This window comes from Sphingomonas sp. CL5.1 (assembly GCF_013344685.1).
In the GTDB taxonomy this organism is placed as follows: domain Bacteria; phylum Pseudomonadota; class Alphaproteobacteria; order Sphingomonadales; family Sphingomonadaceae; genus Sphingomonas.
The window spans coordinates 3,186,006-3,208,328 of sequence record NZ_CP050137.1; the positions used below are offsets into that span (position 1 = coordinate 3,186,006).

At 69.6% G+C, this 22,323-nt stretch carries 24 protein-coding genes; 18 read left to right on the forward strand and 6 right to left on the reverse strand.

Annotation, left to right across the window (positions count from 1 at the left end):
• The first annotated feature begins 2 nt into the window (after positions 1-2).
• The 4 genes from ilvD to F9288_RS15355 are packed head-to-tail and all read left to right on the forward strand — an operon-like array spanning position 3 to position 4,642.
• A complete protein-coding gene (gene ilvD, locus F9288_RS15340; RefSeq protein WP_174837583.1) occupies positions 3-1,724 on the forward strand; it encodes a dihydroxy-acid dehydratase in 1,722 nt (573 codons plus the stop codon).
• On the forward strand, positions 1,705-2,079 hold the full coding sequence (locus F9288_RS15345; RefSeq protein ID WP_174837584.1) for a hypothetical protein: 375 nt from the start codon (positions 1,705-1,707) through the stop codon (positions 2,077-2,079). Before ilvD ends, F9288_RS15345 begins: the two co-directional genes overlap by 20 nt.
• On the forward strand, positions 2,076-3,458 hold the full coding sequence (locus F9288_RS15350) for an NAD(P)H-hydrate dehydratase (protein ID WP_174837585.1): 1,383 nt from the start codon (positions 2,076-2,078) through the stop codon (positions 3,456-3,458). The genes F9288_RS15345 and F9288_RS15350 overlap by 4 nt, the downstream gene beginning before the upstream one ends.
• A complete protein-coding gene (locus F9288_RS15355; protein ID WP_174837586.1) occupies positions 3,449-4,642 on the forward strand; it encodes a class I SAM-dependent RNA methyltransferase in 1,194 nt (397 codons plus the stop codon). The genes F9288_RS15350 and F9288_RS15355 overlap by 10 nt, the downstream gene beginning before the upstream one ends.
• On the opposite strand, the gene truA is transcribed toward F9288_RS15355, so the two are convergent.
• Entirely contained in the window at positions 4,614-5,360 is a 747-nt protein-coding gene (gene truA, locus F9288_RS15360; RefSeq protein WP_174837587.1) for a tRNA pseudouridine(38-40) synthase TruA, read from the reverse strand. The genes F9288_RS15355 and truA overlap by 29 nt on opposite strands.
• A complete protein-coding gene (fmt, locus tag F9288_RS15365; RefSeq protein WP_174837588.1) occupies positions 5,357-6,259 on the reverse strand; it encodes a methionyl-tRNA formyltransferase in 903 nt (300 codons plus the stop codon). Before fmt ends, truA begins: the two co-directional genes overlap by 4 nt.
• A 54-nt stretch (positions 6,260-6,313) precedes the next feature.
• Between fmt and recR the strand changes: the two genes are divergently transcribed.
• From recR to alaS, 3 genes are all read left to right on the forward strand, one after another.
• Positions 6,314-6,910, forward strand: a complete 597-nt coding sequence (recR, locus tag F9288_RS15370) for a recombination mediator RecR (RefSeq protein ID WP_174837589.1) — start codon at positions 6,314-6,316, stop codon at positions 6,908-6,910.
• 31 nt (positions 6,911-6,941) lie between these two features.
• Positions 6,942-7,481 carry a peptide deformylase gene (def, locus tag F9288_RS15375; RefSeq protein ID WP_174837590.1) on the forward strand — a complete coding sequence of 180 codons (540 nt, stop codon included), beginning with the start codon at positions 6,942-6,944 and terminating at the stop codon, positions 7,479-7,481.
• A 62-nt stretch (positions 7,482-7,543) separates the two neighbouring features.
• On the forward strand, positions 7,544-10,204 hold the full coding sequence (gene alaS, locus F9288_RS15380) for an alanine--tRNA ligase (RefSeq protein ID WP_174837591.1): 2,661 nt from the start codon (positions 7,544-7,546) through the stop codon (positions 10,202-10,204).
• Between the two features lie 41 nt (positions 10,205-10,245).
• Here alaS and F9288_RS15385 read toward each other — a convergent pair whose 3' ends face one another.
• Positions 10,246-10,779, reverse strand: coding sequence for a hypothetical protein (locus tag F9288_RS15385; RefSeq protein ID WP_174837592.1), 534 nt, complete (start codon positions 10,777-10,779; stop codon positions 10,246-10,248).
• Between the two features lie 160 nt (positions 10,780-10,939).
• Between F9288_RS15385 and F9288_RS15390 the strand changes: the two genes are divergently transcribed.
• Positions 10,940-11,644 carry a glutathione S-transferase family protein gene (locus F9288_RS15390; protein ID WP_174837593.1) on the forward strand — a complete coding sequence of 235 codons (705 nt, stop codon included), beginning with the start codon at positions 10,940-10,942 and terminating at the stop codon, positions 11,642-11,644.
• A gap of 4 nt (positions 11,645-11,648) precedes the next feature.
• Here the strand turns inward: F9288_RS15390 and F9288_RS15395 are convergent, their stop codons facing one another.
• Positions 11,649-12,083, reverse strand: a complete 435-nt coding sequence (locus F9288_RS15395; protein ID WP_174837594.1) for a hypothetical protein — start codon at positions 12,081-12,083, stop codon at positions 11,649-11,651.
• Between the two features lie 73 nt (positions 12,084-12,156).
• Here F9288_RS15395 and radA point away from each other — a divergent pair, with 73 nt between their 5' ends.
• From radA to F9288_RS15420, 5 genes are read left to right on the forward strand one after another with little or no spacing between them, the layout of a single operon-like run.
• The gene (radA, locus tag F9288_RS15400) at positions 12,157-13,530 is read left to right on the forward strand and encodes a DNA repair protein RadA (RefSeq protein WP_174837595.1); all 1,374 of its coding nucleotides are present in this window, start codon (positions 12,157-12,159) and stop codon (positions 13,528-13,530) included.
• A 39-nt stretch (positions 13,531-13,569) separates the two neighbouring features.
• Complete coding sequence (locus F9288_RS15405; protein WP_174837596.1) at positions 13,570-14,124, forward strand: CvpA family protein; 555 nt, start codon at positions 13,570-13,572, stop codon at positions 14,122-14,124.
• Positions 14,121-14,549: an iron-sulfur cluster assembly scaffold protein gene (locus F9288_RS15410; protein WP_174837597.1), complete on the forward strand. Its 429-nt coding sequence runs from the start codon at positions 14,121-14,123 to the stop codon at positions 14,547-14,549. The genes F9288_RS15405 and F9288_RS15410 overlap by 4 nt, the downstream gene beginning before the upstream one ends.
• On the forward strand, positions 14,546-16,309 hold the full coding sequence (locus F9288_RS15415) for a cation:proton antiporter (protein WP_174837598.1): 1,764 nt from the start codon (positions 14,546-14,548) through the stop codon (positions 16,307-16,309). Before F9288_RS15410 ends, F9288_RS15415 begins: the two co-directional genes overlap by 4 nt.
• Complete coding sequence (locus F9288_RS15420) at positions 16,306-16,638, forward strand: DUF423 domain-containing protein (protein WP_174837599.1); 333 nt, start codon at positions 16,306-16,308, stop codon at positions 16,636-16,638. Before F9288_RS15415 ends, F9288_RS15420 begins: the two co-directional genes overlap by 4 nt.
• Position 16,639: 1 nt before the next feature.
• On the opposite strand, the gene aroB is transcribed toward F9288_RS15420, so the two are convergent.
• A complete protein-coding gene (gene aroB / locus F9288_RS15425; RefSeq protein WP_174837600.1) occupies positions 16,640-17,731 on the reverse strand; it encodes a 3-dehydroquinate synthase in 1,092 nt (363 codons plus the stop codon).
• Positions 17,728-18,270, reverse strand: a complete 543-nt coding sequence (locus tag F9288_RS15430) for a shikimate kinase (RefSeq protein ID WP_174839119.1) — start codon at positions 18,268-18,270, stop codon at positions 17,728-17,730. The genes aroB and F9288_RS15430 overlap by 4 nt, the downstream gene beginning before the upstream one ends.
• A gap of 81 nt (positions 18,271-18,351) precedes the next feature.
• On the opposite strand from F9288_RS15430, the gene F9288_RS15435 reads away from it, so the two are divergent.
• From F9288_RS15435 to F9288_RS15455, 5 genes are read left to right on the forward strand one after another with little or no spacing between them, the layout of a single operon-like run.
• Positions 18,352-18,489, forward strand: coding sequence for a hypothetical protein (locus F9288_RS15435; protein ID WP_174837601.1), 138 nt, complete (start codon positions 18,352-18,354; stop codon positions 18,487-18,489).
• Positions 18,470-20,251 carry a hypothetical protein gene (locus F9288_RS15440; protein ID WP_174837602.1) on the forward strand — a complete coding sequence of 594 codons (1,782 nt, stop codon included), beginning with the start codon at positions 18,470-18,472 and terminating at the stop codon, positions 20,249-20,251. The genes F9288_RS15435 and F9288_RS15440 overlap by 20 nt, the downstream gene beginning before the upstream one ends.
• A gap of 4 nt (positions 20,252-20,255) precedes the next feature.
• Positions 20,256-21,155: a tyrosine recombinase gene (locus F9288_RS15445; RefSeq protein WP_174837603.1), complete on the forward strand. Its 900-nt coding sequence runs from the start codon at positions 20,256-20,258 to the stop codon at positions 21,153-21,155.
• A 9-nt stretch (positions 21,156-21,164) separates the two neighbouring features.
• The gene (locus F9288_RS15450; protein ID WP_174837604.1) at positions 21,165-22,112 is read left to right on the forward strand and encodes an acetyl-CoA carboxylase carboxyltransferase subunit alpha; all 948 of its coding nucleotides are present in this window, start codon (positions 21,165-21,167) and stop codon (positions 22,110-22,112) included.
• Positions 22,109-22,297, forward strand: coding sequence for a hypothetical protein (locus F9288_RS15455; protein ID WP_174834736.1), 189 nt, complete (start codon positions 22,109-22,111; stop codon positions 22,295-22,297). Before F9288_RS15450 ends, F9288_RS15455 begins: the two co-directional genes overlap by 4 nt.
• Positions 22,298-22,323 lie beyond the last annotated feature (26 nt).

Sequence of the window (22,323 nt, forward strand, 5' to 3'; positions counted from 1 at the left end):
GCATGACAAATCGATTCGACAAGTCCCGCCTGCCCAGTAGGCACGTTTCAGTCGGTCCGGAGCGTGCCCCGCATCGCAGTTATTACTATGCGATGGGGCTGACGGAGGCGGAGATCGCGCGCCCGTTCGTCGCGCTCGCCTCCGCCGGCAACGACAGCGCGCCGTGCAACACCACGCTGGACGCGCAGGCGGACGCGGCGCGCAGCGGAGTGGAACAGGGCGGCGGCACGCCGCGCCGTTTCAACACGATCACCGTGACGGACGGGATCGCGATGGGGCATCAGGGCATGAAGTCCAGCCTCGTCAGCCGCGAGGTGATTGCCGATTCGGTCGAGCTGTCGGTGCGTGGCCATTGCTATGACGCGCTGGTCGGTTTCGCGGGGTGTGACAAGTCGCTGCCGGGCATGATGATGGCGATGCTGCGGCTCAATATCCCGTCGATCTTCGTCTATGGCGGGTCGATCCTCCCGGGCCGCTACCACGATCGCGACGTGACGGTGGTCGACGTGTTCGAGATTGTCGGCAAATATGCCGCTCACGCCTGCCCGCTCGAAGAAGTGCACGCGCTGGAGAAGGTGGCCTGCCCCGGCCATGGCGCGTGCGGTGGACAATATACCGCCAACACCATGGCCTGCGTCGGCGAGGCGATCGGATTATCCTTGCCGAACAGCAACATGGTGCCGGCACCTTACAGTTCGCGCGAGCAGATCGCGGTGGCGGCCGGCGCGCAGGTGATGGAGCTGCTGGCGCGGAACATCCGCCCGCGCGACATCTGCACCCGCGCGGCGTTCGAGAATGCCGCGCGCATCGTCGCGGCGACCGGCGGCTCGACCAACGGCGCGCTGCACCTGCCGGCGATGGCGAACGAGGCGGGGATCGACTTCGACCTGTTCGACGTGGCCGAGATCTTCAAGACCACGCCTTATTGCGCCGATCTGAAGCCCGGTGGCCAATATGTCGCCAAGGACATGTACGAGGCGGGCGGCGTCTATATGCTGATGAAGACGCTGCTGGCGGAGGGGCTGCTGCACGGCGATTGCCTCACCGTCACCGGCCGCACGCTCGCCGAGAATATCGACGAGGTCACGTGGAACCCTGACCAGAAGGTGATCTACGACGCGCGGACGCCAATCACCCCGACCGGCGGCGTCGTCGGCCTCAAGGGCAGCCTCGCGCCCGAGGGCGCGATCGTGAAGGTCGCCGGGATGCATCGCCTGCAATTCGAGGGGCCGGCGCGCTGCTTCGATTGCGAGGAGGAGGCGTTCCAGGCGGTCGAGCAGCGCGAGATTCGCGAGGGCGAGGTCATCATCATCCGCTACGAGGGGCCGAAGGGCGGGCCGGGGATGCGCGAGATGCTCTCCACCACCGCCGCGCTCTACGGCCTCGGCATGGGCGAGAAGGTGGCGCTCATCACCGATGGGCGGTTCTCCGGCGGCACGCGCGGCTTCTGCATCGGCCATGTCGGGCCGGAGGCTGCGGACGGCGGCCCGATCGCGTTGGTCGAGGACGGCGACACGATCCGCATCGACGCCGAGGCGGGCACGATCGACCTGCTGGTCGACGAGGCCGTGCTGACGGAGCGCCGCAAGGCGTGGACCGGGCGCGTCAACGATTACGGATCGGGCGCTTTGTGGCGCTATGCGCGGAATGTCGGCCCGGCGCGCAAAGGCGCGGTGACGCATCCCGGCGCGGCTGCCGAGCGCCATGTCTACGCGGATATCTGATCGACGGATCGCGGCGTTCCTTGCGGTCGTGCTGCTCGCCGGCTGTAAGGAGCATCAGACTGACGCGCCATCGCCCAGGCTCGCCGGAGATCTGGGCTGCGCGCTCGGCGGGGCGGCCGGTTTCTCGCCTTCCTGCGGGGTGGAGCGGGCCGAGACGACGCGCGGGCTGGTGCTGACGTTGCGTCATGCGGATGGCGGCTTCCGGCGCATGCTGGTGACGAAGGACGGGCGCGGCGTCGTCGCGGCGGACGGCGCGGTGCCGGCAAGGGTGACGATCGTGGGGAACAACGAGATCGAGGTCGCGCTGGGGGACGACCGCTACCGTCTGCCCGCGACGATCGCGACGCGGCGATGATGCCGCTCGACTGCAGGCCGATCCTGACGGCGGCGGCGATGCGCGCGGCGGAGGAGCGCGCCGTCGCGGCCGGCACCAGCGTCGAGACACTGATGGAGCGCGCCGGCACGGCGATCGCGGGACAGGTGCGGCGGCTGGCGGGCGATCAGGAGGTGCTGATCCTCTGCGGCCCCGGCAACAATGGCGGGGACGGTTATGTCGCGGCGCGCGTGCTGGCGGCCGCAGGCCATCCGGTGCGGGTGGCGGCAACCGGCGAGCCGCGCAGCGCGGCTGCGATCGCGGCGCGGCGGCGATGGGATGGCGCGGTCGAGATACTGGGAGAGGCGCGCCGCGCGCCGGTGCTGGTCGATGCACTGTTCGGTACCGGGCTGACGCGCGGACTTGAACCGGAAGTGGCGGCCACGCTCACCTGCCTTGCCGCCGGCGCGCGGCTGCGGATCGCGGTCGACCTGCCGAGCGGCGCAGCGACCGACGACGGGCGGCTGCTCTCACCGGTGCCGGAATATGACCTGACGCTGGCGCTGGGCGCGCTCAAGCCCTCGCACCTGCTGCTGCCGGCGGCGGCGCGGGCGCGGCATGTCGCGGTGCTCGATATCGGCGTCGCGGCGGAAAGCGAGGTCACGGCGCTCACCCGCCCGCGTCTGTCCGCGCCGGGAGCGGAGGCGCATAAATACAGCCGGGGGATGGTCGCGATCGTCGCGGGGGCGATGCCCGGCGCTTCGGCGCTGGCGGCGAGCGCGGCGGCGGGCGGCGGCGCCGGTTATGTGCTGCTGCTCGGCAGCGCGACCGATCAGGTGCCGCATGCCGTGGTGCGGCGTCGGTTCGATCCCGTGACGCTCGCCGACCACCGGATCGACGCACTGCTGATCGGGCCGGGGCTGGGCCGCGATGAGCGAGCGCGGGAGCGGCTGGATGCGGCGATCGACTCGGATCGGCCGCTGGTGATCGACGGCGACGCGCTGCGGCTGGTTTCGGTCGAGGTGGTTGCGGCGCGGAAGGCCCCGACGATCCTGACTCCGCATATGGGCGAGTTCGACGCCCTGTTCGGCGCGAGCGACGCGGCGAAGACCGATCGCGCGCTCGCCGCCGCCCGGTCGAGTGGCGCGACGATCGTGTTCAAGGGCGCGGATACGGTGATCGCGGAGCCGGATGGCAACCTGCGCGTCGCGACCGGCGCGCCGACGTGGCTCTCCACCGCCGGCACCGGCGACGTGCTTGCCGGGCTGGTCGCGGCGCGGCTGGCGGTCACCCGCGATCCGCTGGCGGCGGCGGGCGAGGCGGTGTGGTTGCACGGCGAGGCCGCGCGCCGCGCCGGCCCCGCCTTCATCGCCGACGATCTCGCGCGCCATCTGCCGGAGGCGATCGCGGCATGTCTGTGAGCGAGATCGTGCGAGTCGCCGCGCGCGGCGAAGGGGTTACGGCGGACGGCCGCCACGCGCCCTTCGCCGCGCCCGGCGATCTGCTGGAGGATGACGGCACGGTCGTTCCTGGCCCGCATCACATGACCCCGCCGTGCCGGCATTTCCCTGCATGTGGCGGGTGCCAACTCCAGCATCTCGACGACGTATCATGGGCGGGCTTCATCACCGACCGCATCGCCTCCGCGCTCGCCGCGCAGGAGCTGGCGAGCGACATCCGCCCGCCCGCGCTCTCCCCGCCGCGCACCCGCCGCCGCGCGACATTGCATTGGGAGCCGGCGGGGCGGCTCGGCTTCACCGGCGAGAAAAGCCACGCGATCGTCGATCTGGCCGAATGCTATGTCCTCGCAACGGAACTGTTCGCTTTGGTCGCGCCGCTAAAGCGGCTGCTCGGTCGGCTGCGGCTGAAGCGGCGGCTCGACGTGCACCTGACGCTTGCCGATCAGGGAGCGGACGTGCTGATTTCGGGCGCGCTGCCAGAGGGGCTGGAGTCGGCGGAGGCGATCACTGATTTCGCCGCGCGCCATGCCCTAGCGCGGCTGGCGTTCGACGAGGGGTTCGGTCCCGAGGTGCGTTGGGAGCCGGATGCGGTGACGGTCACGCTCGGCGGCGTGCCGGTGCCGCTGCCGCCCGCCGCTTTCCTTCAGGCGACGCGCGAGGGAGAGGCGGCGCTGGTCGCCGCGATGCGCGAGGCGGTGGCGGGTGCGCCGACCGTCGCGGACCTGTTCGCCGGCCTCGGCACCTTCGCGCTGGCGCTGCCGGCGAAGGTCTATGCGGCGGAGGGCGCGCGCGATGCGATTCTGTCGCTCAAGGGCGCGGCGGCGCGGGCTGGCCGGCAATTGTTTACCGAGCATCGCGACCTCTATCGCCGCCCGCTGATGCCGACGGAACTGGATCGCTTCGCGGCCGTGATCCTCGATCCCCCCCGTGCCGGTGCGCGCGAACAGGTCGAGATGCTGGCGGCGAGCAAGACGCCCTTGGTGGGCTATGTTTCATGCAATCCCAGCAGCTTCGCGCGCGATGCCAAGACATTGTGCGAAGGCGGCTATGTGCTGGAATGGGTGCAGCCGGTCGGCCAGTTCCGCTGGTCGACCCATGTCGAGCTGGCGGCGCGCTTCACCCGGCCGGATAGTCCGCCCCGATGAAATAAAGCCCGTCCGGCGGCGCGTTATAGCCGAGCGCTGCGCGAGCGCGCGCCTCCAGCGCTTCCGTCACGTCGTCAGGCGTCCATCTGCCTTGTCCGACCAGCGCGAGGCAGCCGACCATCGAACGCACCTGATGATGCAGGAACGAACGGGCGGAGGCGTACACGTCGATCCGCGCGCCGTCCGCCACGACGTCCAGCCGGTCGAGCGTGCGCAGCGGGTTGTCCGCCTGGCAATGCGCCGAGCGGAAGGTGGTGAAGTCATGCCGCCCGACCAGCCGCGCCGCGCCCGCCTGCATCGCCGCCACGTCGAGCGGCGTGGTGACGCGCCACGCGAGGCCGTGCTCGAAGGTGAGCTGCGCGCGGCGCTGGACGATCACGTAGCGGTAATGCCGGCCGATGCAGGAGAAGCGTGCGTGCCAGTCGTCCGCCACCTCCTCTGCCGCCAGCACCGCGACCGGGGCGGGGCGGACACGGGCGTTGAGCGCCTCCATCAGCCGGAACGGGGTGATCGGCTTCGCGATATCGACATGCGCGCGCATCGCGGTGGCGTGAACGCCCGCGTCGGTGCGTCCGGCGGCCTGGACAGCCGCTTCCTCGCCGGTGATCGCGAAGACGGCCTCCTCCAGCGCCTGCTGCACGCTGGGGCCGTGCGCCTGCCGCTGCCAGCCAATGAAGGGGCGGCCGTCATATTCGATCGTCAGCGCGAATCGGGTCACAGCGCGGTGCCGGCGGGAATGGGGAAGCCGCGGAGCAGGTCGGTGGCGGTCATCACCCCGCGCCCGGCGCGCTGGACCAGAGTCGGCCGGATCGCACCCGTCGCGCAGGCGATGGCGAGGCGGTCGTCCAGCACGATTCCCGCCGCGCCGCCGGTGTCTTCCACGGTTGCCTCCAGCATCCGCACCCGCTCGCCGTTCGCCTCGAACCAAGCGCCCGGCGGGTTGAAGGCGCGGACCTGCCGCTCCACCGCCGCCGCATCCTGGGCGAAGTCGAGCCGGGTTTCCTCCTTGGCGATCTTGGCGGCGTAGGTGACGCCTTCCTCCGGTTGCGCGACCGGCGGATACGCGGCCGGATCGGTCAGCACCTCCACCATCAGCCGCGCGCCGAGCGCGGCGAGCTCGTCGGTCAGCTCGCCCGCCGTCTTGCCGTCGATCGGCGTGCGCCCCTCCAGCCGCACCGGGCCGGTATCCAGCCCCGCCTCCATCTGCATGATGCCGACGCCGGTCTCCGCGTCGCCGGCAAGGATCGCGCGCTGGATCGGCGCCGCCCCGCGCCAGCGCGGCAGTAGCGAGCCGTGGACGTTGAGACAGCCGAGGCGCGGCGCCTCCAGCACGGCGCGCGGCAGGATCAGGCCGTAAGCCGCGACCACCGCCACGTCCGCGTCGAGCGCCGCGAACGCCGCCTGCTCCTCCGGCGCCTTGAGGCTTACCGGCGTGCGCACCGCGATGCCCAGTTCCTCCGCGCGCCGCTGGACAGGCGAGGGGACCAGCTCGCGCCCGCGCCGCCCGCCGGGACGCGGCGGCTGGCTGTATGCCGCGACGATCTCATGCCCCGCGTCGGCCAGCGCATCGAGCGTCGGCACCGCGAAGGCTGGCGTTCCCATGAAGACGATCCGCATCGCCGCTCTCGACACGCTGGCGGCGCGCGACGCAACCCCCTATCTGTTCCGCTTATGGCATCGCAGGAGATCGAGGCGCTGACGAGCGCGCTGGCGCGGCTTCCCGGACTGGGACCGCGGTCGGCGCGGCGCGCGGTGCTGCATCTGGTGAAGAAGCGCGAGACGGCGCTCGTCCCGCTGCTCGCCGCGCTGGCGCAGGTGGAGGAACGGCTCGCGACCTGCTCGGTGTGCGGCAATGTCGACACCACCGATCCATGCGCGATCTGCGCCGATCCGCGACGGGACGCGCGATCCTTGTGCGTGGTGGAGGAGGTGGCCGATCTCTGGGCGCTGGAACGCTCGCGGCTGTTTCCGGGGCGGTTCCATGTGCTCGGCGGGCGGCTTTCCGCGCTGGAAGGCGTGCGGCCGGAGGATCTCGCGATCGATTCGCTCGTCCGCCGGATCGAGGCGGGCGGGGTGGACGAGGTGGTGCTGGCGATGAACGCCACGCTGGAGGGGCAGACCACCGCGCATTACCTCGCCGAGCGGATCGAGCGTTTCCCGGTGCGCGTGACGCAACTCGCCCACGGTCTGCCGGTCGGCGGCGAGCTGGACTATCTCGACGAGGGGACATTGGCGCAGGCGTTGCGCGCGCGCCGTCCGGTCGCTTGACGCCCGCCGCCCGCGCTCCTAGCTCAGACGCATGTCTCTGCTCTCGATCGTTGAAATCCCCGATCCCCACCTGCGCCTCGTCTGCGAGCCCGTGGCGGCGGTGGATGACGAGGTGCGCACGCTCGTCGCCGATATGTTCGAGACGATGTATGCCGCGCACGGCATCGGCCTCGCCGCAAGCCAGGTCGGCGTGATCCGCCGCGTGATGGTGGTCGACCTTCAGGAGCGCGAGACGGAGGAAGAGGACGCCAAGCCGGAAGCGAAGCGCGATCCCCATGCCTTCATCAACCCGGAGATCCTCTGGGTCAGTGACGAGAAATCGACCTATAACGAAGGCTGTCTTTCGATCCCCGAGCAATATGCCGAGGTCGAGCGCCCCGCGCGGTGCCGCGTGAAGTGGCTGGATGAGCAGGGCAAGACTCATGAGGAAGAATTCCACGGCCTGATGGCGACGTGCGTCCAGCACGAGATCGACCACCTCAACGGCGTGCTGTTCATCGATCATATCTCGCGCCTCAAGCGCCAGATGTTGATCAAGAAACTCGACAAGGCGCGCAAGGCGGCGGCCTGACGCCGACAAAAGGCGCACTCGTCTCACTTGAGCGACGCGTCATGCTCGCCTAAGTCGCGGGCATGAACTCTACCAACGACATCCGCCGCGCGTTCCTCGACTATTTCGGCCGCAACGGGCACCGGATCGTGCCGTCCGCGCCGCTCGTGCCGCAGAACGATCCGACGCTGATGTTCGTCAACGCCGGGATGGTGCCGTTCAAGAACGTCTTCACCGGGCTGGAGACGCGGCCCTATTCCACTGCCACCTCCTCGCAGAAATGCGTCCGCGCCGGCGGCAAGCACAACGATCTCGACAATGTCGGCTATACCGCGCGGCACCATACCTTCTTCGAGATGCTGGGGAATTTCTCTTTCGGCGATTATTTCAAGGAACAGGCGATCATTCACGCCTGGACCTTGCTGACGAAGGATTTCGCGCTGCCGGCCGATCGGCTGCTCGTGACCGTCTATCACACCGACGATCAGGCGTTCGACCTGTGGCGGAAGATCAGCGGCCTGCCCGATCACAAGATCATCCGCATCCCGACCAAGGACAATTTCTGGGCGATGGGGTCGGACGGCCCGTGCGGCCCGTGCTCGGAGATCTTCTACGACCACGGCGACCATATCTTCGGCGGCCCGCCCGGCTCGCCCGATGAGGACGGCGACCGCTTCGTGGAGATCTGGAACCTCGTCTTCATGCAATATGTGCAGGAGGCGGACCAGATCATCGGCGACCTGCCCAAGCAGTCGATCGACACCGGCATGGGGCTGGAGCGGATCGCGGCGGTGATGCAGGGTGTCCACGACAATTACGACACGGATACGTTCAAGGCGCTGATCGCCGCCTCCGGCGCGCTGACCCACACCGCCACCGACGGCGAGATGAAGGCCAGCCATCGCGTGATCGCCGATCACCTGCGCTGCTCGGGCTTCCTCGTCGCAGACGGCGTGCTGCCGGCGAACGAGGGGCGCGGCTATGTCCTGCGCCGCATCATGCGCCGCGCGATGCGCCACGCGCACCTGATCGGCGCGAAGGAGCCGCTGATGCACCGGCTGGTCCCCGCGCTGGTGGCGGAAATGGGCGCGGCCTACCCCGAACTGGTCCGCGCGCAGCCGCTGATCGAGGCGACGCTCCAGCAGGAGGAGACGCGCTTCCGCCAGACGCTCGACAAGGGCCTGAAACTGCTCGACGAGGCGACGACCGGCATGAAGGCGGGCGACGTGCTGCCGGGCGAGACGGCGTTCCGTCTCTACGACACCTACGGTTTTCCCTATGACCTCACTGAGGATGCGCTGCGCGCGCAAGACCTGTCGGTCGACCGCGCCGGCTTCGACAGCGCGATGGCCGAGCAGAAGCGCGCGGCGCGTGCGGCATGGAAAGGCTCGGGCGCGAAGGCGTCGGACGAATTGTGGTTCGATCTCGCCGAGGAACTGGGCGCGACGGAGTTCACCGGCTATGCCAACGATATCGGCGAAGGTGTTGTTCTTACGCTAGTAAAGGATGGTGTTCGCGTGGATCGCGCCGGTGCGGGCGATGCGGTGGACGTGATCGTCAACCAGACGCCTTTCTACGGTGAGAGCGGCGGCCAGGTCGGCGATACCGGCACGATCAGCGCGGAGAACGGCTTCAGCGCGAGCGTTTCAGACACGTCGAAGCAGCTCGGCAAATTGTTCGTCCACCATGCGAAGGTGGATGCGGGCGAGGTGAAGGTCGGCGATCCCGTCAGGCTGGCGATCGACGTGAAGCGCCGCGACGCGATCCGCGCCAATCACTCCGCGACCCATCTGCTGCATGAGGCGCTGCGCCAGCGGCTCGGCACGCATGTCGCGCAGAAAGGCTCGCTGGTTGCGCCGGATCGCCTGCGCTTCGACGTGTCGCATCCGGTGGCGATGACGCCGGCCGAGATCGCCGACGCCGAAGCACAGGTCAACGCGATGATCCGCCAGAACGGCGCCGTCAGCACGCGGCTGATGACGCCGGAGGAAGCGATCGAGATGGGCGCGATGGCGCTGTTCGGCGAGAAATACGGCGACGAGGTGCGCGTTGTCTCGATGGGCAGCGAGGACGGCGACAAGGTCTATTCGCTTGAATTGTGCGGCGGCACACATGTCAACGCGCTCGGCGACATCGGCCTGTTCAAGGTCGTGGGCGAGGGTGCGGTGTCGTCCGGCGTGCGGCGCATCGAGGCGCTGACCGGCGAGGCGGCGCGGACATGGTTTGCCCAGCGCGAGGAGAAGCTGCGCGAGGCCGCCGCCGCGCTCAAGACCACGCCGGACGAAGTGCCCGCGCGCGTTGTCTCGCTGCTGGAGGAGCGCAAGCGGCTGGAGCGCGAACTGGCAGAGGCCAGGAAGGCCTTGGCGATGGGCGGCGGTTCCGGTGCGCCGACGCAGGTCGAGCAGGCCGGCGGCGTTGCCTTCATCGGGCAGGTGCTCGACGGATTCGAAGCGAAGGGCCTGCGTGGCGCGGTCGACGAGGCCAAGCAGCGGCTCGGTTCGGGTGTCGCAGTGCTGGTGGCGGTCAATGATGGGCGCGCGTCGGTCGCGGTAGGTGTCACCGACGATCTGGTGGCGCGGTTCAGCGCGGTCGAACTGGTGAAACGCGCGGTCGCGACGCTCGGCGGGCAGGGCGGTGGCGGTCGTCCCGATATGGCACAGGGCGGCGGGCCTGATGCTGCGAAGGCTGACGAGGCGCTCGCCGCGGTCCGCGCGACGCTCGACGAGGCCCGCGCCGCGGCCTGAACGGCTCGCCCCGGCATAGCGTCGGGGCGAGCGCGTATAACTTACTTCTTCGGCGCGGCGCTGCTGATAGCGGCCTGAAGCTGCTCGGCGGTGAGGCCGATCGTCACGCCCTTCGGCCCCGGCCCGAAGGCGGTGATCGGCAGGCGGGCTTCGCCGCTCGACGTGGTCAGCGTGACGAACTGGGCATCGGCTTCCTTGATCGTGCCAAGCTCGGTCCCACCGCTGCCATAAACGGCCGCGCCAGGCACCAGCTTCGCCTTGAACTCGGCCGAACCGCCCGACTGCTGCTGGGCGGCGGCCTCTAACTGCGCCTTGGTCAGGCCCAGGGTCGGGCCTTTCGGGCCGGTGCCGAACGAGCTTACCGCCAGCGCCGCCTTGACGGTGCCGGTGTCGACCACCGCATTGGTGCCATCCGTCGATGCGATCGTGCCGACCACATCGCCCTGCGCGTCGTAAACGGTCGCTCCGGTCGCTACGCCTGCGGCAGCGGTCGCCGCCGGTGCTGGCGCGGTCTGCGCAAATGCGGGGGTAGCGAGCAGGACGCCCGCCGCGATCATGAACACTTTACGATCCATGGTTACTCCTCGGTTGGTAAACAGGACAACGATCCTGCCTGAAACTTGCTCCGCAACCGTTGCGCGACAAATCGAGCCGGCGGGGGGATGAACTGGCGGTTGATCGGGCCGCGCGCATCCCTACCTGCCGGATCATAGCTGACCTCATGGAGCCACGCCGATGACTGATCTCACCGCTTTTCCGATCACCCGCCGCTGGCCCGCCGAGCATCCCGATCGCATCCAGCTCTATTCGCTCCCGACGCCCAACGGCGTTAAGGTCTCGATCATGCTGGAGGAGACCGGACTACCCTATGAGCCGCATCTGATCGATTTCGGGAACAACGACCAGAAAACACCTGAATTCACATCGTTAAATCCCAATGGCAAGATACCCGCGATCATCGATCCGAACGGGCCGCACGGCAAGCCGCTGGGCCTGTTCGAGAGCGGTGCGATCCTGCTCTATCTGGCCGACAAATCGGGACGGTTCATCCCAGCCGATCCGGCCGGCCGCTGGCATACGGTGCAATGGGTGATGTTCCAGATGGGCGGAGTCGGCCCGATGCTCGGCCAACTCGGTTTCTTCAACAAATTCGTCGGCAAGGAGTGGGAGGACAAGCGCCCGCTCCAGCGATACGTCGATGAGGCGAAGCGGTTGCTTGGCGTGATGAACGGCGTGCTGGAGGGCAGGAACTGGTTCCTCGGCGAGGATTATACGATCGCCGATATCTCGATGCTTGGCTGGATGCACAATCTCATCACCTTCTACGAGGCGCGCGAATTGGTGGAGTTCGACCGCTATGCCAATGTCGCGGCGTGGCTGGAGCGCGGCCTTGCCCGGCCGGCGGTGCAGCGCGGGCTGACGATCCCCGCGCGGGAGTGAAGCGTCAGCCCCATGCGGAGCAGCGCGGGGGAAGGAGGTGTTTCACACCTTCCAGCCGGATGACGCGTTTGGTGGAGCAAATCGGCGCGGCGCTGAGGCGCATCCGGTGATGCGGTGCGCCGTCCGCCGGCGCGATCTCCACGTCGAGCGTGAAGCCGCGGCAATGCGCGATTGCGTGGGCGCGTAGCTGCTCCATCGCCGCGCGGGATTCGCCGACGTAGCAATCGGCGGCGGAGCGGCGCGTGATCCGCGCGTCGACCGGGAAGCCGAACAGCTCATACACGCCGCGCTCCCACACCATCTCGCCGCTGAGCAGATCGAACGACCAGCGCCCGCCGATCGTCCCGGCATCGCTTCTCCAGCGATCGATCCGCGCCGCGCGCTCCGTCAATGGCCAACTGAACTGGAGCGGCAAGGGCGCGGGGAGTCGCATCCCCATGTTTCTCGCATTGCGCGGGTTAACGAAACGTCACCATGTTCCCCTATCGTTCCGCTTCTGTTAGGGAGGTTGCATGGCCAAGATCCAGAAGCGTTTCGTTTGCCAATCCTGCGGGTCGGTCACGTCGCGGTGGCAGGGGCAATGCCTCGATTGCTCGGAATGGAACACGTTGGTCGAGGAGGCGCCAGCGATCGTCACGCCGTTCCAGGCCAAGCACAACCTGCAAGGCGGCGGCCGTGCGATCGCGCTGGTCGGGCTGGACGCGGAGGTTGCGCTGCCCGCGCGGCTGGCCAGCGGCATCGCGGAGCTGGATCGCGCGCTGGGCGGCGGTTTCGTCGAAGGGTCCGCGACGCTGATCGGCGGCGATCCGGGGATCGGTAAGTCGACCTTGCTGCTTCAGGCGGCGGCGCGGATGGCGCTGGCGGGCGCGCATGTCGCCTATGTCTCGGGCGAGGAAGCGGCCGATCAGGTGCGGCTGCGCGCGCGGCGGCTGGGGCTGGGCGCGGCGCCGGTGCAACTCGCCGCCGCCACTTCGGTCCGCGATATCCTGACGACGCTAGGGCAGGGGCGGCCGCCAGCGCTGCTCGTCATCGATTCGATCCAGACGATGCACTCCGACCTGATCGAGGGCGCGCCCGGCACGGTCAGCCAGGTCCGCGCCTCCGCGCAGGAACTGATCCGCTTCGCCAAGGAGCGCGGCACGGCGCTGGTGCTGGTCGGCCATGTCACCAAGGACGGCACGATCGCCGGCCCGCGCGTGCTGGAACATATGGTCGACACGGTGCTGTCGTTCGAGGGCGAGCGCAGCCACCAATATCGCATCCTGCGCGCGATCAAGAACCGTTTCGGCGGCACCGACGAGATCGGCGTGTTCGCGATGCAGTCCGAGGGTCTGGCCGAAGTTTCAAATCCTTCCGCGCTGTTCCTGACACAGCGTGAGGAGGGCGTGACCGGCACCACCGTTTTCCCCGCGCTGGAGGGGACGCGGCCGGTGCTGGTGGAGATACAGGCGCTGGTCGTCCGGCTGGCGAGCGGGGCGACGCCGCGCCGGGCGGTGGTCGGCTGGGATTCCGGGCGGCTGGCGATGATTCTCGCGGTGCTGGAGGCGCGGTGCGGGCTGAGCTTCTCCTCCGCCGAAGTCTATCTCAACATCGCCGGTGGCTATCGCGTGCAGGATCCGGCGGCGGACCTCGCGGTGGCGGCGGCGCTCGTCTCCGCGCTCAGCGAGCGGCCGGTGCCGGCGGAGGCGGTGGCATTCGGCGAGATCGCGCTGTCTGGCGAGGTGCGCCCCGTCGCGCATGGCGCATTGCGGCTCAAGGAGGCGGGCAAGCTTGGCTTCGAGCGCGCGCTGGTGCCCGCCGCGATCGCGGGCGAGAAAAGCGAGCTGCGGCTCGCCGGCTTCCGCACGCTCGGCCAATTCGTTGACCATATGCTGGGGCGCGGGTAGCGCCTTCCGTGCCTGCCCTCCTTGCCCGAAGCGGACCCGATGAACCTCAACGGCGTTGATATCCTCGTATTGATCGCGGTCGGAGGCAGCGCCCTGCTCGGCATCAAGCGCGGTTTCGTGACAGAGGTGCTGGCACTGTTCGCATGGGTGGCGATGGTCTTCGCGCTGAAATTCTTCCACCTGCCACTGGCGAAGGTGCTGGCCGGGATCGTGGGCACGGCTTCCGGCGCGGCGGTGCTGGCCTTCGCGCTGCTGGCGGGCGTCACCTATTTCCTCGGACGGATGGTCGCCAATGCGATCGGCGCGCGGGTGCGCAGTTCGGCGGTCGGCCCGATCGACCGGGCGCTGGGCTTCGGCTTCGGCGCGCTCAAGGGGCTGATCCTCTCCAGCCTCGCGTTCCTGCTGGTGGTGCTGGTGCTCGACACGATCGGCGGCGGGCGGACGCACCGCCCGGCGTGGCTGACCGGCGCACGCACCTATCAATTGCTCAACGCGACCAGCGCCGGGATCGCCGATTTCGTCGACCGCCGTCGGCGTGGCGAGCCGGTGTTCGGCACCTATGTGCCGTCCGGCAACGCGGACGACGGGGCATGAACGCGCCGCTCTACAACGAACGCATATTGCGGCTGACCACCGAGGTGCCGGATCGCCGGCTGGCCGCGCCGATGGCGTCGAGCGAGAAACGCTCGCCGGTCTGTGGCAGCCGGGTGACGGTGGACGTGAACCTCGACGCGAGCGGGCGGGTCGGCGAGATCGGGATGCTGGTCAGTGCCTGCGCGCTGGGGCAGGCGTCGTCCGCGTTGCTCGCGGCGCATGTCGTCGGGCGGTCGCCGGGCGAGCTTGCCGCCGCGCGCGACGCGCTGGCCGCCTGGCTGGCGGGAGCCGGCGCGCCGCCCGACTGGCCCGGCCTCGACGTCTTCGCGCCCGCGCTGTCCCACACCGCGCGCCACCCGGCGATCCGCCTCGCGTTCGAGGCGGCGGCGGAGGCGGCCGCGCGGGCGCGAGGCACCGCCGGATGAGCGATCCCGGCGCCACCTCGCTGCTGCGCGACGGTTTCATCCTGCTCGGCGCGGGGTTGGGCTTCGTCCTGCTGTTCCGCCGGCTCGGACTGGGCGCGACGCTGGGTTATCTGGTCGCGGGCGCGGTGGTCGGCCCGCAATTGCTCGGCCTCGTCGGCGACGCCGAATCGAAGATGGGGATCGCCGAACTTGGCATCACGCTGCTGCTGTTCGTCGTCGGGCTGGAGCTGAACCCGTCGCGCCTGTGGCGGATGAAGCGAGATATCTTCGGCTTCGGGTTGATTCAGGTGATCGCCTGCGGACTGGCGATCAGCGCGATCATCGCGGTGTTCGCGCATTTCTCGCTCCCTGCCGCGCTGGCGCTCGGTCTGCCGCTCGCGCTGTCGTCGACCGCACAGGTGCTGCCGATGCTCCAGTCGTCGGGCCGGCTGCGCACGCCGTTCGGGGAGCGTGCCTTCTCGATCCTGCTGTTCCAGGACCTGTCGATCATCCCGCTCATTACGATCATCACCGCGATGAGCCGTAATCCTGCTGATTCCGTCGGTCCGCCGGGCTGGCTGCTGGCGATCTACACCGTCGCGGCGATCACCGGGTTGATGGTCGCCGGCCGCTTCGTGCTGCGGCCGCTGTTCCGGGGCATCGGCAATCTCGGCGAGCGCGAGATGTTCGTGTTCGCGGCGCTGTTCACCGTTATCGCCAGCGCCGCGCTGATGGAAGCGCTGGGCCTCTCCACCGCGCTCGGCGCGTTCGTCGCGGGCGTGATGCTGGCGGACAGTCCGTACCGGCACGAGCTGGAGGCCGATGTCGAGCCGTTCCGCTCGATCCTGCTCGGCCTGTTCTTCCTGACGATCGGGATGATGCTCAACCTCCACGCGATCGCGGAGCGACCGCTGTTCGTGGTGACGATGGCGCTGGCGCTGATCGCGACCAAGACGCTGGTGATCTTTCTGATCGCATTGGCGTTCCGCATGAACTGGCGGGCGGCGCTCGCGCTCGGTGTCCTGCTGAGCCAGGGCGGCGAGTTCGGCTTCGTGCTGTTCGCGCAGGCGACCAACGCCTATCTCGTCGCGCCGGAGGCGGCGTCGCTGTTCGGCGCGATCGTCACCCTGTCGATGGCGACGACGCCGTTCCTGATGATGGCCACGCGGCGGCTGCGCGAGCAGCCCGCGCGCGACGATGAGGAGCGCGAGGGGCCGAGCGCGGACGGCGCCAACGCGCTGGTGGTGGGATACGGGCGGTTCGGCCAGACGGTCGGCCAGATTCTTCTCGCAAGCGACATTCCCGTCACGCTGATCGACACCGATATCGAGATGATCGACGTCGCCGCCGAATTCGGTGCCAAGGTCTATTATGGCGACGGCACGCGGCTCGACGTGCTGCGACAGGCGGGCGCGGCCGAGGCGGAGCTGATCCTGTTCTGTATCGATGGCGACCAGATCGCCCCCGACATCCTGGAGGGCGTGCACGAGGCTTTCCCCGATGCCGCGATCTACGTGCGCGCCTATGACCGTCGCGCGCTGGTGAAGCTCAAGGGTGGGCCGGCGAAGCTGGTGGTGCGCGAAGTGCTCGAATCCGCCGTGCGGATGGCCCGGCATGCGCTCGAGGAGTTGGGCATCGACAAGGAAGAGATCGACCGCGCGGAGCAGATGTATCGCGCGCGCGACAAGGAACGGCTGCGCCTCCAGATCGAGGCTGGTGGCGACATGCGCGCGGCGCGCGCCGATGTCGCGCAACAGGTGCCATGGGGGAACGGGAAATGAATCTGCTGATGATCCTCGCCGCGCTGTCCGGCGCGCTGGCGGTGGCGGCCGGGGCGTTCGGCGCGCATGGCGCTAGCGGCGCGGCGGCGGAGTGGCTCAAGACCGGGGCGCATTATCAGCTCGTCCACGCGGTCGCGGCGCTGGTCGCGCTGCGGCTGGAGGCGCGCGGGCCGGCATGGCTGTTCGTCGCGGGTGGCGCGCTGTTCGCGGCGACGCTCTATCTGATGGCGCTCGGCGCGCCGCGCTGGTTCGGCGCGATCACGCCGATCGGGGGCACCTTGCTGATCGCCGGCTGGCTATGGCTCGCGTGGAACGGGCTTCGAGGGTGAATCAGGCGGCGAGAAATGCCTCGACCGCGGCAAGATCCACGTCGCGATCGAGATAGGTCTGCCCGATCCCCCGCGCGAGCAGGAAGGGGATGCGTCCGGCGCTGGCCTTCTTGTCGTGACGCATATGTTCGATCAACCGCGCTGCCGGCGCGCCGATACCGGCCGCGTCGAGACCGTCCGGCAACCCGACCGCGCGCCAGTGCGCCGCGACTCGCGCGGCATCCTCGGCGGGGCACAACCCCCGCGCGGCGGAGAAACCGAACGCCAGCGCGCAGCCCGCCGCGACGCCCTCGCCGTGCAGCAGCCGGTCGGAGAAGCCCGCCTCCGCCTCGAGCGCATGGCCGAAGGTGTGGCCGAGGTTAAGCAGCGCGCGCCGCCCGGATGTCTCGAACTCGTCGTCCCCGACGATCCGCGCCTTGGCGGCGACCGAATGGGCAATGGCATAGGTGCGCGCCTCGGCATCGCCCGCGAGCAGCCGCGCGCCATTCTCCTCGCACCAGGCGAAGAAGGCCACATCGTCGATCAGGCCATATTTCACCACCTCGGCATAGCCGGCGCGAAGCTGGCGCGCGGGGAGCGTATCGAGCACGTCGGGATCGATCAGCACCATCTTCGGCTGGTGGAAGGCGCCGATCAGGTTCTTGCCGGCACGGGTGTTGATCCCGGTCTTGCCGCCGACCGACGAATCGACCTGCGCGAGCAATGTCGTCGGCACCTGCACGAAGCCGCAGCCGCGTTTCAGGATCGCGGTGGCGAAGCCGACGAGATCGCCGATCACCCCGCCGCCCAGCGCCACGACATGATCGCCGCGCTCGACGCCGATATCGAGCAGCCAGTCGCACAGCGCCTCCAGGGTCGCCCAGCTTTTCGATCCCTCGCCGGCCGGAAGGACGATCGCTTCGCTGCGCAGGCCGGCCGCGTCCAGCGACGCGCGCAGGGTGGCGAGATGGCCCGCGACATTCTCGTCCGCGACAATCACGATCGGGCGCCCCCGCGCGATCGGTGCGAGATGCTCGCCGGCGCGGGCGAGCAGCCCGGATTCGATGATCACCGGATAGCTGCGCGCACCCAGTTCAATCTTCACCACGCTCACTTGCCGATCGCCTCCAATATCGCCCGGACGGTAACGTCATGCGGCACGTTGTTGCTCGGCACGCGGACATGCGCCTGCGCGTAGAGCGGATTGCGCACCGCCGCCAGTTCGCGCAGCACCTGCGCGGGGTCCTTGCCGACCAGCAGCGGGCGGTGGCCGCGTTTGCGCACGCGCTCCACCAGCACCTCGATCGAGGCGTCGAGCCACACCGCCATCGCCTCCGTCAGGATCAGCGCGCGCGTCTCCTGGTTGACGAAGGCGCCGCCGCCCGTGGCGATCACCTTTGGCGCGCCGTCCATCAGCCGCGCGATCACCCGGCGCTCGCCATCGCGGAAATATTGCTCGCCATATTGGGCGAACATCTCCGCGATGGTCATCCCGGCCGCCTGCTCGATTTCCGTATCGGCATCGACGAAGGGCAGGCGGAGCCGCAGCGCCAGCCTTCGCCCGACGGTGGATTTGCCCGCGCCCATCAGCCCCACCAGCACGATCGGCTGGCCGGTCCAGACGGCCTGGGGCGGGGCGGGGCTTTGCAACATCGTCAGCGCGGCTATACAGCGCAGCGGCGTGGAGGCCATAGTGGACGTGGCCGGGTTCTCGCGTCGGACAGGATAGGTGTGATGTCACGATTGATCGTCTCGCTGGTGGTGCTGTTGGTGATCGTGATCGGCGCGCTGTTCTTCTTCGCCGGCCGCGCCGGTGAAAAGCCGACGGCGCGGATCGAAAAGGCGGTCGAGCTTGGCAATCTCGCGAGTTAAGGTTGCGGCGGCCGCGCTGACGGCCGCAACGCTGGCCGCCGCGGCGGTCGCGCAGAGCAACAAATCCCCCGAATCGCTGTTGCCGCCCGGCTTCGGCGAGCCGGTCGCGCAGCCGAGCGCCGCGCCGCAAGCCGGCGGGCCGCCATCCGCGACCGCCGCGCCGCCCGCGACGGTGCAGCAGGTTCCGTCGAGCATCGCCGACAACGGCACGGCGCCGGAGCCGACTCCCAGCGCCACGCCGACGCCGGATGCGGCGACGCTGGCGCAATATGAGATGCCCGCCTTCGCCCGCCGTTCGCTGGCGCTGGTCGGGCCGACCGGCATGGCGGAAGGCGGCCTTGCGCCCGACGCATGGGGCAATGCCAACGGCCGTTTCCTCGAGATATTGATGCGGCGGCTCTCCGCGCCGCTGCCGTCGCGCTGGCTGTCTATCGCGCTGCGCCGCGCTCTGGTGTCGCGGGTCGACACGCCGCGCGGATTGAACGGCGCGGACTTCGCGGCGGAGCGGGCGTGGCTGCTGCTGCGCATGGGCGAATCGGTGTCGGCGCGCGCGGTGGTCCAGTCGGTCGATACCGGCAATGTCACCCCCAAGCTGCGCGAGGTGTGGATGCAGGCGGCGCTCGCCACCGCCGATCCGGCCGCGCTCTGCCCGCTGACCGACGCGGCGTTGCGCAACGACAACCAGCCCGGCTGGGTGCTGGCTCAGGCGATGTGCGCCGCGCTGACCGGCAATCCGGGCGAGGCGCAGCCGCTGATCGCCGAGGCGCGCCGCGCCCATTTGGCGAGCGGCATCGACCTGCAACTGGCGCAGAAGGTGATCGGCGCGGGAGCGGACAGCCGGCAGGCGATCACGATCGAATGGACCCCGGTGGTCCAGCTCAACGCCTGGCGCTTCGGCCTCGCCACCGCGACCGGCATCGCCGTGCCCGATTCGCTCTACGACACGGTGGGTCCGCAGGTGACCGGCTGGCGCGCTTTGGCCCCAGCGATCCCGCTCGCCGCCCGCGCCGCGCCGGCCGAGCAGGCGGCGGCGATGGGCGTACTCTCCAATCTCGCGCTGGTCGATCTCTATGGCGCGATCGACGCGGCGGACGATATGCCGGCTGTTCTCTCCTCTACCGCGTCGGACCTGCGTAGCGCTTATGCCGGCGCGGACGTGGCGACGCGGATCGGCGCGCTGCGGCAATTGTGGGAGGGAGGCACGACGCCGCAGGGCGAATACGCCCGGCTGATTCTCACCGCGCGCGCGGCGGCGCGCGTCCGCCCGATCGACGGCAAGGGCGAGGCGGATCGCATCATCGCCGCGATGCTCTCGGCCGGCATGGATCGCACCGCGATGCGCTGGCGCGACACGGTGAGCGCCGGCACCGATGGCTGGGCGCTGCTGATGCTCGCCGATCCCGACGCAACCGCGCGGCTGGGCTACGGCGCGGTGTCCGGCTATGCCAGCGCGCGCAAGCAGCAGGTCTTCTTCGCCGGTCTCGCCGGTCTCGGCCGGCTCTCATCGAGTGATATCGAGCGCGGCGCGCAGGCGTTCGACGTGAGGATCGGCGCCGACAATGCGTGGACCCGCGCGCTCGACCGCGCCACGCGCGACCGTCAGCCGGCGACTGTTCTACTGCTCTCCGCGATCGGCATGCAGACCGGCGACTGGCGCGGGGTGCCGCCCGAGATGCTGTATCGCATCGTCACCGCGCTGCGCGTCGTCGGGCTGGGCGGCGAGGCGCGGATGATCGCCACAGAGGCGCTGACGCGCGCCTGACGCGATGGGCGCCGACCGCGACCTGATCGAACGCTTCCTCGAGATGATGGCGGCGCAGGCGGGCGCGGCGCGCAACACGATCGCCGCCTATCGCAGCGACCTGCTGCTCGCCTCCGAGGCGCTGGGCGGCGGGCTGGCCGACGCGGACACGGCGGCGCTGGAGCGGCTGAGCGAAAGCTGGCTCGACCTTTCGCGATCGAGCGTGGCGCGCAAGTCGGCGGCACTGCGGCGCTTCTACGCCTTTCTGGCCGATGAGGGCCTGCGCGGCGACGATCCGGGCAAGGCATTGCCGCGCCCCGGCACGCGGCGCGCGCTGCCCAGGACGCTCTCCCACGCCGATATCGATAGGCTGTTCGCGACGATCGCCGCGCGGCTGGCGCGCGATCCGCCCGATCCCACCGACCGGCGGATGGAGGCGCTGCTGGAACTGCTCTATGGCTCCGGCCTGCGCGCGACCGAGCTTGTCTCGCTGCCGCGCAACGCGATCCAGCCCGACCGGCCGTTCCTGATCCTGCGCGGCAAGGGCGGGCGGGAGCGGCTGGTGCCGGTATCGGATCGCGCGCGGGCGGCGGTGGCGCGGTGGCGCGAGCATGTCGCGGCGGAGCGGCCGTTCCTGTTCCCCTCCGGCAAGGGGCATCTCTCGCGCGTCAGGCTCTACCAGCTCGTCCGCGCGCTGGCGGGGGAGGCGGGGATACCGCCCGAGCGGATCAGCCCGCACGTCCTGCGCCATGCCTTCGCGACGCATCTGCTGGAGGGCGGGGCGGACCTGCGCGCGCTGCAATCGATGCTCGGCCATGCCGATATCGCGACGACCGAAATCTACACCCATGTCGACAGCAGGCGGCTGGTCGAACTGGTCAACGAACGCCATCCGCTCGTTGACGTGGCGAAGCGCGCGCCCTAGCGCAGCGGGATGCCGACTTTCCTCGATTTCGAGAAGCCGATCGCCGAACTTCAGGCGCGGATCGACGAACTGCGTGAGACGGGCGCCGATGGCGGCGTCGATCTCAGCGCGGAGATCGCCAGATTGCAGGCGAAATCCGACAAGTTGCTGCGCGACACCTTCGCCAGACTGTCGCCGTGGCAGAAGACGCAGATCGCCCGCCATCCCGAACGGCCGCATTTCAACGATTATGTCGCGGGGCTGTTCAGCGAGTTCGTGCCGCTGGCCGGCGATCGCGGTTTCGCCGACGATCAGGCGATCCTCGGCGGCTTCGCGACCTTTCGCGGCCGGCGCGTGATGGTGCTGGGGCATGAGAAGGGCGACGACACCGCCTCGCGCCTCCGCCACAATTTCGGGATGGGCAAGCCGGAGGGCTATCGCAAGGCGGTGCGCCTGATGGAACTCGCCGACCGGTTCGGGCTGCCGGTGGTGACGCTGGTGGACACGTCCGGCGCTTTCCCCGGTCTTCAGGCCGAGGAGCGCGGGCAGGCCGAGGCGATCGCCCGCTCGACCGAGGCGAGCCTCGCGCTCGGCGTGCCGATGGTCGCGGCGGTGGTGGGCGAGGGCGGCTCGGGCGGCGCGATCGCGCTGGCCGCCGGCAATCGCGTGCTGATGTTCGAGCACGCCGTCTATTCGGTGATCTCGCCCGAGGGTTGCGCCTCGATCCTGTGGCGCACCGCCGACAAGGCGCCGGAGGCGGCCGAGGCGATGAAGGTGACGGCGCAGGACCTGAAGGCGCTCGGCGTGATCGACGCGATCGTGCCGGAGCCGATCGGCGGCGCGCATCGTGATCCGGCGGCGGCGATCGCCGCGCTCGGCGACGCGATCGAGCATTCGCTGGGCGAGCTTTCCGGCATGTCGGCGGATGCGCTGCGCAAGGATCGCCGCGCGAAGTTCCTCGCGATGGGCCGGGTGTGAACAATGCGCTGACCGGCATCGCGCAGGCTGCGCCCGCGATCGGCATGATCGCGGCGTTCGCCTGTCTGATCGGCGGCCTCTATCTGCTGCGCAACGGGCGCGACCGTCGCAAGGGCGTGCTGCTGCTGGTGATGACGGCGGTGCTGGTGGCGAACGTCCTGATCTGGACACTGCCGACCGCGTAGAATTGGGGCGCCCGGTAGCGCCCCTT